This window comes from Rothia sp. HMSC072B04, assembly GCF_001813725.1.
GTDB lineage: Bacteria > Actinomycetota > Actinomycetes > Actinomycetales > Micrococcaceae > Rothia > Rothia mucilaginosa.
This window is the reverse complement of sequence record NZ_KV813804.1, coordinates 1-12,117: the sequence shown is the minus strand read 5'-3', so window position 1 is coordinate 12,117 and position 12,117 is coordinate 1. Positions and strand designations below refer to the sequence as shown.

Below are 12,117 nucleotides of genomic sequence, written 5' to 3'. Positions count from 1 at the left end.
GGGCGCTACGGTGGGTGCATCGGTGGGGTTCACGCCGACGGTTGCCTCCGGCAGGGGTGCCACCGTCGGAGCATAGGTCGGAACCGCAGAAACCACGGGCTCCTGCGCGAAAAGCTCAAGAGGCTTCTGAGCATCAAACGAACCATACTCGGCACCCTGAACGCCGGCAGCCATGGTGCCCGCAATGTACTTGTGAGAGGTATTCAGCGTCGCCGCAACATCCGCCGGGACCTTCACCTCCGTCTCAAAAGCACCGTTGTGAATCTGCGAAGCAGGTACGGTCACCTCAGCCACGAAGCGCATACCCGTCTGAGGAAAACGACCGGGAACCCACACATTCGTATCAGACACCACCACACGCACACCGTGCGGGGTCGCCTCACCGGTGTAGCCGGTACCGCGCACCTTCAACACGGTCTCACCCTTGGTGTTCAGACGCGGCGAATCCACGTGCAGAACCGGCGCGGCGCTATCCTTCACAACGTCCATGCGCAGAACCTGACCGCCCCCGTAACCATCAACGATGATATTAGCGACGAAGCTGTAGTTCTTCGCCGGGTCAATCAGGCTACCGGGAACGTAATGGGTCGCAGTCGCCGTGCCGTCCTTGAACGGGCCCTCAACGCGCACCGTCTGAATCGGGTTCAGAAACGGGAAACCCCTATGGTTTGCCTCGTGCAATGCCGGGGCGAAAGCGGTAGTTTTCGCGGGCAGTTTCGACGCCTTGAACGTAATCTTGTTCAGACGCAGGGCGGTCTTCAACTCACGAGTATTGGTCTCAACTTTGTAGTTGTAGACCGTAATAACCGGCGGGTTATCCGGATTCGGGGTATTCGCTGCCGCAACAGAAGGCAGAGCGCACAAGCTCAAGGAAGCGGCAAGAAGAACAGAAGCGCCGGCGCTACCGTAGCGGCGGGCAGGAGAAGAGTTAGCCATCATGAAGTTCCTTCTACATGGGTGATTGAGTGATCCGCACTCTTCCTGTATCGCGCCAAGTCGAGTGCGTATACGGTACCGCGACATCGCGGTTAATTACACCGTAACACGCACCTAAACGCATGAACCGGACATAAGATAACTCGCCGAAATATTACGTAAAACCAATACCTACAGGGCGCACAATAGGGTGGATGAATAAGACAAACACGCACTGCGCCGGGTGGAGGATACGGAAATGCTAGGGTAGAAAGATGCCCACGCAGAAGAACCCGCAGAACCGAGTAGAAGCAGCCCCGCCCGCCCCGCCCGCCGAACCCAACGCTACTGAGTACAGCGCTACTGAGCACAGCGCCATCGACAGCACGCACCGCGTCGTGAACGTGTGCGCTGTAGCAATCCGCAACCGGGACGGGCTCGTACTCACCGTGCGCAAGCAGGGCAGTGACGGGTTCATGATGCCCGGCGGCAAACCCGAACCGGGGGAGACCCCGCTACAGACCGCCTGCCGTGAAGTGAACGAAGAAATCGGGCTCACCCCCGACCCTACCCGGATGCACCACCGCGGACTCCTGGAAGCGGCGGCACTGAACGAGGCAGGGTTTACGGTACGCGCCGAAACCTACGAATACGCACCCACCGACGAACAGCACGAGCTATTGGCTTCGCTGGTGCCGCAAGCCGAAATCGCTGAGCTGCGCTGGGTCAACCCCGCCATGAGCAGCTCTTTCGATTCTGCATCGCAGGCACCGCTGAATACCGAGCAGATCTTCCCGCTGCTGGCACGCACCCCGCTACCGTAACCCCCGCCCCTGACGTGCCCCTGAACCGGCGGGTGGCACACATGAGGTACACAGGTGCATCCGGTACCCTCAACACAGCAACATTTATCGCGGGTAGAACGCATAGAGGCGCTCCACCCCGGAAACCCCCATACACCCCAAGGAGAACCATGAAGAAGACTGACTACAACCTCGCCGTCTACTGCGGTGCACGCTCCGGCAACGACCCGCTCTTCACCACCCGCGCCCAGGAGCTCGGAACCCTCTGCGCCCAGAACAATATTGGCGTGGTGTACGGAGGTGGCCGCACCGGCCTCATGGGCACCGTCGCGGGCGCAACCCTGGACGCCGGCGGCGTGGTCTACGGCGTGGTCACCCACAAGCTGGTCGGCCTGGAGGGCGTGTACCCCGGCCAGACCACCCTCGACATTGTGGACACCATGCACCAGCGCAAAATCGCCATGATTGAGAAGGCTGACGCGTTCGTCGCCATGCCCGGCGGCCCCGGCACCCTCGAAGAGTTCTTTGAAGTTTTCAGCTGGCAGTTCCTCGACATTCACTCCAAGCCGGTCGCCCTGCTGAACGTCAACGGCTACTGGGACAAGCTCATCGACGCGATGCACTACATGGCGTCCACCGGCCTGCTGAACGAGCGCTACCTGGACGAGCTCATCATTGCCACCACCCCCGAGGAGCTTCTGGAGGCGCTCGCCAAGGACCTGGAACACCGCGCCGCAGTAAAGAACGCTGCTGAATAAACCACCGCAGAAAACGAGATCGACTATGTCAACCACACCCAACCAGGCACGCACCCTGCTGCTGACCTTCTTCGGCCCGTTCCCCGGTGTGCCCGTGAACCCCACCGTGGCGCTCGCCGAGGGTGCTCAGCGTCTGCTGAGCCAGATGCGCCCGGACCTGAACGTCATCACCCGCGAACTGCCCGTCAGCTATGACGGCTCCAGCACCGCCCTGCGTGCCGCCCTGCAGGAGGTGCAACCCGACGCGCTCATCAGCCTGGGCGTGGCGGTCGGTCGCGACGTGGTCAGCCTGGAGCAGGTTGCTATCAATCTGGACTCCGCGGGTATTGAAGATAATGATGGCGACCGACGCTGCGATGAGCCGATTGCTCCGGGTGGTCAGGAGGCGTACTTCTCCTCCCTGCCGGTGCGCACCAGCTTTGAGCGTCTGCGTGCGGCGGGGGAGCCGGTCGAGATTTCGTACACCGCCGGAACCTACGTGTGCAACCACGTGTTCTACGAGGGCCAGCGCATCAGCCGCGAGCTGGGGCTGAGCATCCCCGCAGGGTTCGTGCACGTGCCCGCAACCCGCGCCGATGGTGGAGAGACGACCGAAGATGTGGAGCTGACCGCCCACCGTGACGCCGGTGGCGTGGTACGCGACGAGCAGGGCATCCCGCAGCTGCCCGAATCCACCGTGGTGCGCATTATCGCGGAGGTCGCCTCCGACACCCTGCCCGTGCTGGACTAGCGGCACAGGGCGTAGCTAGAACCTTAGAAGATACAACGAAACCGCCGGATAGCCTCCCAAACGGGAGCCTATCCGGCGGTTTGTGCATCTGCGCTGACCCTATACAGCCGGGCTACAAAACCGGCACATGTAGGTCTGCGCTACTACTTGGTGCGGTTCTTCAGGTAGTAGTCAATCAGCGAAGCGGTCGAAGAATCCTGACGCTCCAGAACCTCGCGGTCACCCTCAATAGCGGGAACCAGATCCAGAGCCAGCTTCTTACCGAGCTCAACACCCCACTGGTCGAAGGAGTCAATACCCCAAACAACACCCTGAACGAAGGTGATGTGCTCGTACAGGGCAATCAGGGAGCCCAGAACGCGCGGGGTCAGGCGCGGCGCCATGATGGAGGTGGAGGGGCGGTTACCGCTGAAGATACGTGCGTTGACCACGTGCTCTGCGGTGCCCTCTGCGCGAACCTCTTCCTCGGTCTTACCGAAAGCGAGAGCCTGAGACTGTGCGAAGAAGTTAGCCAGGAACAGCTCGTGAACGTCCTGCTCGCCGTCCTTGGTCGGGTGGACCGGGTTAGCGAATGCCAGGAAGTCCGCGGGAATCAGGCGGGTACCCTGGTGGATCAGCTGGTAGAAAGCGTGCTGGCCGTTGGTGCCGGGCTCACCCCAGAAGACCTCACCGGTGTCGTAGGTGACGAAGGAGCCGTCTGCGCGAACGGACTTGCCGTTGGACTCCATGGTCAGCTGCTGCAGGTATGCGGGGAAGCGGTGCAGGTACTGGTCGTAGGGCAGAACCGCGTGGGTCTCTGCGCCGAGGAAGTTCACGTTCCAGATGTTCAGCAGACCCATCAGAACGGGCACGTTCTGAGCCAGGGGAGCGGTGCGGAAGTGCTCATCCATTGCGTGGAAGCCGGCGAGGAATTCAGCGAAAACCTTCGGGCCGAACACGATAGCCAGGGAGGTGCCGATTGCGGAGTCTACGGAGTAGCGGCCGCCAACCCAGTCCCAGAAGCCGAAAGCGTTCTCGGGGTCAATGCCGAATGCTGCAACCTTATCCAGTGCGGTGGAGACAGCCACGAAGTGCTTAGCCACAGCCTCGGATGCTTCCTTACCTTCCAGGGCGCCAGCCTCAGCCAGTGCGGAAAGCAGCCACTCGCGTGCCACGCGTGCGTTGGTCAGGGTCTCCAGGGTGCCGAAAGTCTTGGATGCGACGATGAACAGGGTGGTCTCGGGATCCAGGCCGGAGACCTTCTCAGCCACATCGGTCGGGTCAATGTTGGAGATGAAGCGCGCGGTGATGCCTGCATCTGCGTAGGGCTTGAGAGCCTCGTACACCATGACCGGGCCCAGGTCGGAGCCACCGATACCGATGTTCACAACGGTCTCGATGCGCTTGCCGGTGATGCCGGTCCACTCGCCGTTGCGCACGCGCTCAGCGAATGCGTAGATCTTCTTCAGCACGGCGTGAACGTCTGCGTCTACGTCCTGGCCGTCAACGGTCAGCGCGGGGGTGTAGCCCTCGGAGCGGCGCAGCGCGGTGTGCAGTACGGCGCGGTCCTCGGTGACGTTAATGTGCTCGCCGGAGAACATTGCCTCGCGAGCCTGTTCCAGCTTGACCTCTTCAGCGAGCTTGAGCAGCAGCTCGACGGTTTCGGAGGTAATCAGGTTCTTGGAAAGGTCGACGTGCAGTTCGTCGGCGGTGAAGCTGAGCTTCTGCGCGCGTTCCGGGTCAGCGGCAAACCATTCGCGCAGGTTCGGGGTGAGGGATTTGTGATGAGCGGACAGAGCGGACCACGCGGAGGTGGTCGTGGGGTCAATAGAAGTAGTCATGTTTCCATTCTCTTATTTTCGGGTGTCTATGTCACCTCTTTCGAGAGTGATATGGGACGATACGGCGAAAAAATCGAAACCTGGCACGCTGTTGTGGGCCTTGCAACATCAAGATGTAGAGTAAAACCTATGACTTCTTCACCTGAACACACACCCGCTGACACTCACGCACCCGTTGACACTCACACACCGCGCTACCTGCTCATCTCCCGCGAAGGGGAAACCCTGCTCAGCGATGACGGAACCCTGCACTACCTGACCGGTATCGGTACTGCCGAGCCGCTGACCGAAGAGGCTATCCTTGCGCGCAGTGTGATCCGCCCCGCCGCCTACGGTGCTGACGCCCAGAAGAATAGTGAGGCAGAGGTGCACGTGCTCTACTGTGAGGATGAAACCCTCGCGCAGGTCGCCGCCGACCTGAACGACCCTCGGGTGCGCGCCTCCACCAGTGGTTTCCGCTACTATCCGGTCCACGACGACCCGGAAGGCCGCGCCCACTACGCCACCGCCCTGGCACGCCGCGACTACCTCATCGACATGCGCTACTCCGCATACAGCGGCGAGGAGGCGCCCCTCGGTTCTAAGGGTATCCGCCGCACCGCCTCCGGCGAGATGGTATTCCCCCGCATCGAACCCGCCGTCATGGCGCTGGTGACCAGCCGCGACGGCGAGCGCGTACTGCTGGCGAATAACCGCCAGTGGCACCCCAACCGCTTCGCCCTCATCGCCGGATTCGTTGACCCCGGCGAAAACCTCGAAGAGGCAATCGCCCGCGAAGTCTACGAAGAAACCGGTCTGCACGCCCTCAGCACCGAGTACCGTATGAGCGATGTGTGGCCTTTCCCGCGTTCGCTCATGATCTGCTACCGGGTGCGCGTGGATGAGAATGAACCCATCATCCATCACGATGGTGAGATCCGTGCCGCCCGCTGGTTCACCGCCGCTGAGTTGCGTGAGGCGATTGCTATTTCGGAGGAGCGCGGCAACAGCGACGAAGACGACCCCGCCAAGCTGGAGTTGCCCGGCACGAACGCCGTTGCCCGCCGCATGATTGATGAGTGGCTCGCAGAAAAGCCCTAGTGATACACTGGTAGCTAAGCCCAACGGAGGGGGGTCCGTTTTGGCGTGCCCGGAAACGCTCTCATTGCAGAGCGGCTCCACCGGCAACACTCCAACCGGCAAACACCCCCAGATACCTATCTGAAGGTACTGCCCGTGACCCCCGCGCCTTCTAGAGCGCACCCGCTGGCAAGACTATCCCCTAGATTTAAGCGAGAAACTTAACGCATGTCTGAAAACACCGCTTCGCGCCCCGACCTTCGCAATGTGGCCATCGTGGCACACGTTGACCACGGCAAGACCACCATCGTCGACGCGATGCTGCAGCAGACCCACGCCTTCTCTGCCCACGCAGATGTTGAAGACCGAGTCATGGACTCCGGCGACCTCGAAAAGGAAAAGGGCATCACCATTCTGGCGAAGAACACCACCGTGTTCTACAACGGCCCTTCCGCCAACGGTGAGACCATCACCATTAACGTTATTGACACCCCCGGCCACGCCGACTTCGGTGGCGAGGTGGAGCGCGGCCTGTCCATGGTTGACGGCGTTGTGCTGCTCGTGGACGCATCCGAAGGTCCGCTGCCCCAGACCCGCTTTGTGCTGCGTAAGGCACTGGCTGCTAAGCTGCCCGTGATCCTCGTGGTGAACAAGGTTGACCGCCCCGACTCCCGTATCGACGAGGTCGTTGGCGAGTCCATGGACCTGCTGCTCGGCCTGGCATCCGACCTGGCGGACGAGGTTCCCGACCTGGACCTGGACGCTGTGCTGAACGTTCCGGTAGTGTACGCATCCGGTAAGGCTGGCGCTGCATCCCTGAACCAGCCCGCAGACGGCCAGCTGCCCGACAACGACGACCTTGAGCCGCTGTTCAAGACCATCATCGAGCACGTGCCCGCCCCCACCTACGACCCCAACGAGGTTCTGCAGGCACACGTGACCAACCTGGACTCCTCCCCGTTCCTGGGTCGTCTGGCACTGGTCCGTATCTTCAACGGCACCCTGAAGAAGGGCCAGACCGTTGCGTGGGCACGTCACGACGGTGAAATCAAGAACGTCCGCATCTCCGAGCTGCTGGCTACCAAGGCTCTTGAGCGTGTTCCCGCAGAGTCCGCTGGCCCCGGCGAGATTGTCGCAGTGGCTGGTATCGAGGACATCACCATTGGTGAAACCCTGACCGACGCTGAGAACCCCAAGCCCCTGCCGCTGATTAAGGTGGACGATCCCGCGATCTCCATGACCATCGGTATTAACACCTCCCCGCTGGCTGGCCGCGTCAAGGGCGCAAAGGTCACCGCACGTCAGGTGAAGGACCGCCTGGACCGCGAGCTGATCGGTAACGTGTCCATCAAGGTTCTGCCCACCCAGCGTCCGGACGCGTGGGAGGTTCAGGGCCGTGGCGAGCTCGCCCTGGCTATCCTCGTGGAGCAGATGCGCCGTGAGGGCTTCGAGCTGACCGTGGGTAAGCCCCAGGTGGTTACCAAGACCATCGACGGCAAGGTCTACGAGCCCATGGAGCACATGATCATTGACGTGCCCGAGGAGTACCTGGGTGCTGTTACCCAGCTGATGGCTGCACGTAAGGGCCGCATGGAGAACATGGCGAACCACGGTACCGGTTGGGTCCGCATGGAGTTCGCTGTTCCCGCACGTGGTCTGATTGGTTTCCGTACCCAGTTCCTGACTGAGACCCGCGGTGCCGGTATTTCTTCCTCCTACTCGATTGAGCACGAGCCCTGGGCTGGCGACATTGAGTACCGCACCAACGGTTCGCTGATTGCTGACCGTGCCGGCGTGGTGACCCCCTACGCGATGATTAACCTGCAGGAGCGCGGCACCTTCTTCGTGGAGCCCACCTCCGAGGTGTACGAGGGCATGATCGTTGGTATGAACTCCCGTGCAGACGACATGGAAGTTAACATCACCAAGGAAAAGAAGCTGACCAACATGCGTTCTTCGACCGCGGACAACTTCGAAAACCTGACCCCGCCGAAGAAGCTGACCCTGGAAGAGTGCCTCGAGTTCGCTCGTGAAGACGAGTGCGTTGAGGTGACCCCCGAGGCGATTCGTATCCGTAAGGTCATCCTGGATTCCAACGAGCGTGTCCGCGAGTTCCGCCGCCGCGCACGTGCGAACGACTAATACTGCCGAAGTTACTTCCTAGTGGTTGTAACTGTCGCATAGAGCCGCCGCTACCTTCTGTATGGAAGGTGGCGGCGGTTCTATTTAACCCTCGAACGTCTTCGGGAAATATCGGTGGGGTAGGGGAGGGAGTGTGCTTTTGCTTTCTGCCTAAAACCGCCTCCGAAAAGCCTGAACGCCCCGCACCGTGCGGGTGAGTGTGTAAGATAAAATAATGCGCCCGAGGCGGTGGCACCTACCCGCCACCCCGCACGGCGCTGTTGACTGTCCGAAAAGCCCGACCCTGCGTATGAGAGGGAAAGCCTGTGTCTGATTCCGAGAACACTCAGCCTGATTCTGCGACCCCCAGCTACCCCACGCAGGGTGAGCGCATCGCCCCCGGCTCGCGCCGTGACCTGCTGCCGAATAATTACGATGCGAAGAAGGCGCGCATCCTGTTTGTGCATGCACACCCGGATGATGAGACCTCCTCAACCGGCGCAACCATGGCGTACTACGCGCAGAAGGGCGCGGAGGTGTACCTGCTGACCGCTACCCGCGGTGAGCTGGGCGAGGTCATCCCCGAGGAACTGCACCACCTGGAGGTTGGTAAGCCCGGTTGCCGCGATAACGGTGAGGCGCTGGGCGAGTACCGTACCGGTGAGCTTGCCGGCGCTATCAAAGCGCTGGGCGTGAAGAAGCAGTTCTTCCTGGGGCAGGAACCCGCCGTTGCGGAGGGCGCGCTGCCGCTGTACCGTGACTCCGGCATGGCGTGGGGCCCGGAGGGTAAGCCCGTCGCTAACCCGGTGGCGGCGGAGGATTCGTTGACCGCGCAGCCGCTGGAACCGCAGGCTCAGGCGCTGGTCGCCGCTATCCGCGCCCTCACCCCGGATGTTCTGGTCACCTACGATTCGGACGGCGGTTACGGCCACCCCGACCACGTGCGCGTGTACGAGATCGTGCACCGTGCCCTGCAGATCCTTGAAGATGACGAGGACCGCCCGATTCTTACCTGGGGTATTGAGGGCGAATTCGACGCGGCGGATCAGCGTCTGCAGGCTGCTATTTATGGTGACGGCACCGCCAAGCGCAAGGCAATGGAGGCGCACCGCACCCAGATTACGGTGGTGGACGAGAAGACTTTTGAGTACTCGAATAAGGTGCCGCAGAAGATTTCTGCCGTGGAGACTTTCCGTGTGCTCGACGGTGACCCGACCGCGACCGTGCACCCGAAGCCGCAGGAGGCTGGCCTGGTTGCGGGTATTCTGACCGGCTCGATTCTGGGTATTTTTGCCGGTATTGCCGGGTCGATTTACCACGCTTGGGTCGTGTATGCGGGGGATACCGCCCTGCCCCTCGGCTTGCTGGTGGCGTACCTGACGGTTTTCTTTACCGCCCTGTGGTGCGCCCTGTCGCTGCGTCGTGGCTACGCGGCGGCGGTCGTGGCTGTTGCAGTGTTCGTGACCGTGTACGTGCTCGGTTACGGTCGCCCCGATTCGCCGTTTGTTTTGGTGAACCCGGGCCATTCGGCGATTGGCTTCTACGGTGCCCTGTGGTGGTTTGGTGCCCCGGTTGCGGCGATGCTGGGCATGCTCGTGTACACGCGCGCTCGTGTGAAGGACGCGCAGTATTTCTCGCCGCGTGCGGCGCATCAGCGTGCGCGCGCCAAGAAGTAGCCTGAAGGCTATTACTACGTCATAACCTAAGGGGAGGGGCGTTCCGGTGTGCCGGGGCGCCCCTCCTACTGTTTTTGGGCGCTGCACCGCTACTATCTTCTGCACCCGCCGGACAGAGGCCCGGATAGCGGAAAATAGGGAAGAAAATTTATGCGTTATTCGGTGAATTTAGCGGGGTTGAAATAGCGGCGACCTCATCAAAAAATTCATGTGACGAAGATTTCATTTTTGGCTTAATCTATTTTTAAAAGCCTGCCGACTAGCCGTAATGCAAATAAATACCAGGTCAGCCTAGCCTAAAAAATACCCCCATAAACCCAATGACCCACTGTCTGATACACCACGAAAATACTGTTAAACAGTCAGCGCGCGATAGACTATACACAGACTTCCCCGCCGGGTACCACCTACTCGGCGGTTTACTCTGTAGATTTTGCCCTGCAGCAGACGACCCGCAGACCGGCGGGCACGGGGCGAACAGCTTCTAGAAAGGCACACCAATGACCTACGTAATCGCGCTTCCCTGCGTGGATGTCAAAGACCGCGCATGCGTTGAAGAATGCCCCGTCGACTGCATCTACGAAGGCGAACGCACCCTGTACATCCACCCGGATGAGTGCGTGGACTGCGGCGCCTGCGAGCCCGTCTGCCCCGTAGAAGCAATCTACTACGAAGACGACGTCCCCGAAGAGTGGAGCGAATACGTCAGCGCCAACGCAGACTTCTTCGACGACCTGGGTTCCCCGGGCGGCGCAGCAAAGCTCGGCCCCACCGGCAAGGACGTGCCCTTCATCGCGGCGCTGCCCCCTCGTGGCGAGTAATCCCTGCGGCGAATAATAGCGACAACCGCATAGACTGACCGCACCCGCTAACGGGTGCCAAGAGCCTCCATCACAGCACCCGGTGCCCACGCACCGTCTAGGCGCTGGAATGGAGGCTCTTGCTGTAGGCACGCCAGCGCACGGACGCTAGACTAAAATGACGAAAACTATTCCCAAGCAACCAGGTGACACAATGACTTACGGCCTGAACCTGCCCGAATACCCCTGGGAGGCGCTCGCCCCCTACCGCGCAACCGCGGCCGCCCACCCGGACGGCCCGGTGGACCTGTCCATCGGCACCCCGGTTGACCCGACCCCGCAGAACATTCGCGAGGCGCTGGCGGCTGCCTCTGACGCTCCCGGCTACCCGACCACCCACGGCACCCCCGCCCTGCGTGAGGCTATTGCCGAGTGGTTTGAGCGCCGACGCGGCGTGAAGGGCCTGAGCCCGGAGGCAATCATGCCCACGGTCGGCTCGAAGGAGCTTGTGGCGTGGCTGCCGTTCCTGCTGGGTCTGGGCACGGGCGATGTGGTCGTGTACCCGCGCGTTGCGTACCCCACCTACGATATGGGTGCCCGCTTTGCCCGCGCCGAGTCTGTGCCCGCCGATAGCCTGGATGAGCTGGACGCTGACACCCGCAGCCGTGTGAAGCTGATTTGGGTGAACTCCCCGGCGAACCCGAATGGCACGGTCCGTACCGTGGAGCAGCTGCGTGAGATTGTGGCGCAGGCGCGTGAAATCGGTGCCGTGGTGGCATCTGACGAATGCTACGCGGAGCTTGGCTGGGGTGCTTGGGATGAGGCGCGCGGCGGTCAGCCGGTGCCGTCCATCCTGGATCCGCGCGTGTGTGACGGCGACTTCACCGGCCTGTTCGCGGTGTACTCGCTGTCGAAGCAGTCGAACCTCGCCGGTTACCGTGCCGCGTTCATTGCCGGTGCCCCCGAGCTGATGCCGAACCTGATTAATAGCCGCAAGCACGCCGGCATGATTGTGCCCGCACCCGTGCAGGCCGCGATGATGGTTGCGCTGGCTGATGAGGCGCACGTGGCGGCGCAGAAGGATCTGTACCGTGCCCGCCGCGAGGTGCTGGAGGAGGCGATTACCGCCGCCGGTGGCCGCATTGAGGACTCTGAGGCTGGCCTGTACCTGTGGACCACTTTCGGCGAGTCCACGTGGGACTCCATCGGCCGCCTGGCCGAGCTGGGCATTATCGCAGGGCCCGGTGTGTTCTACGGCGAGGACGGCGAGGGCTACGTGCGCATCGCTCTGACCGCTTCTGATGAGGCGGTGGCGAAGGCTGCTGAGCGTCTGAAGGCATCGGCCGCTAAGTAGCCCCGACGGGTCTAACTAGCCCGCATAGCAGAAAGCCCCCGCACCCTCCCGAAATGAACTGCCTCCCGTTTCTTGGACAAC

Annotated in this window: 9 protein-coding genes and 1 pseudogene; 8 read left to right on the top strand and 2 right to left on the bottom strand. The window is 61.7% G+C overall.

Annotated elements, in window-relative coordinates; translation table 11 throughout:
* A pseudogene (locus HMPREF2928_RS06590) lies at positions 1-939 on the bottom strand (hypothetical protein); the annotation flags it as partial.
* 251 nt (positions 940-1,190) lie between these two features.
* Here HMPREF2928_RS06590 and HMPREF2928_RS06585 point away from each other — a divergent pair.
* From HMPREF2928_RS06585 to HMPREF2928_RS06575, 3 genes are all read left to right on the top strand, one after another.
* Positions 1,191-1,739: an NUDIX hydrolase gene (locus HMPREF2928_RS06585; protein ID WP_083311395.1), complete on the top strand. Its 549-nt coding sequence runs from the start codon at positions 1,191-1,193 to the stop codon at positions 1,737-1,739.
* 149 nt (positions 1,740-1,888) lie between these two features.
* On the top strand, positions 1,889-2,476 hold the full coding sequence (locus HMPREF2928_RS06580; RefSeq protein ID WP_070687873.1) for an LOG family protein: 588 nt from the start codon (positions 1,889-1,891) through the stop codon (positions 2,474-2,476).
* A gap of 25 nt (positions 2,477-2,501) precedes the next feature.
* Positions 2,502-3,206 (top strand): pyroglutamyl-peptidase I, encoded by a 705-nt coding sequence (locus HMPREF2928_RS06575; RefSeq protein ID WP_070687872.1) that lies wholly within the window; start codon positions 2,502-2,504, stop codon positions 3,204-3,206.
* Between the two features lie 143 nt (positions 3,207-3,349).
* Here HMPREF2928_RS06575 and pgi read toward each other — a convergent pair whose 3' ends face one another.
* Positions 3,350-5,026, bottom strand: coding sequence for a glucose-6-phosphate isomerase (gene pgi, locus HMPREF2928_RS06570; RefSeq protein WP_070687870.1), 1,677 nt, complete (start codon positions 5,024-5,026; stop codon positions 3,350-3,352).
* 129 nt (positions 5,027-5,155) lie between these two features.
* On the opposite strand from pgi, the gene HMPREF2928_RS06565 reads away from it, so the two are divergent.
* The 5 genes from HMPREF2928_RS06565 (at position 5,156) to dapC (ending at position 12,036) form a co-directional block, all read left to right on the top strand.
* Complete coding sequence (locus HMPREF2928_RS06565) at positions 5,156-6,106, top strand: NAD(+) diphosphatase (RefSeq protein ID WP_070687868.1); 951 nt, start codon at positions 5,156-5,158, stop codon at positions 6,104-6,106.
* 207 nt (positions 6,107-6,313) lie between these two features.
* The gene (gene typA / locus HMPREF2928_RS06560) at positions 6,314-8,227 is read left to right on the top strand and encodes a translational GTPase TypA (protein WP_049347061.1); all 1,914 of its coding nucleotides are present in this window, start codon (positions 6,314-6,316) and stop codon (positions 8,225-8,227) included.
* 305 nt (positions 8,228-8,532) lie between these two features.
* On the top strand, positions 8,533-9,882 hold the full coding sequence (locus tag HMPREF2928_RS06555) for a PIG-L family deacetylase (protein WP_070687866.1): 1,350 nt from the start codon (positions 8,533-8,535) through the stop codon (positions 9,880-9,882).
* 500 nt (positions 9,883-10,382) lie between these two features.
* Positions 10,383-10,703: a ferredoxin gene (gene fdxA, locus HMPREF2928_RS06550; RefSeq protein WP_005505213.1), complete on the top strand. Its 321-nt coding sequence runs from the start codon at positions 10,383-10,385 to the stop codon at positions 10,701-10,703.
* Between the two features lie 193 nt (positions 10,704-10,896).
* Positions 10,897-12,036: a succinyldiaminopimelate transaminase gene (dapC, locus tag HMPREF2928_RS06545; protein WP_070687864.1), complete on the top strand. Its 1,140-nt coding sequence runs from the start codon at positions 10,897-10,899 to the stop codon at positions 12,034-12,036.
* Positions 12,037-12,117: the final 81 nt, after the last annotated feature.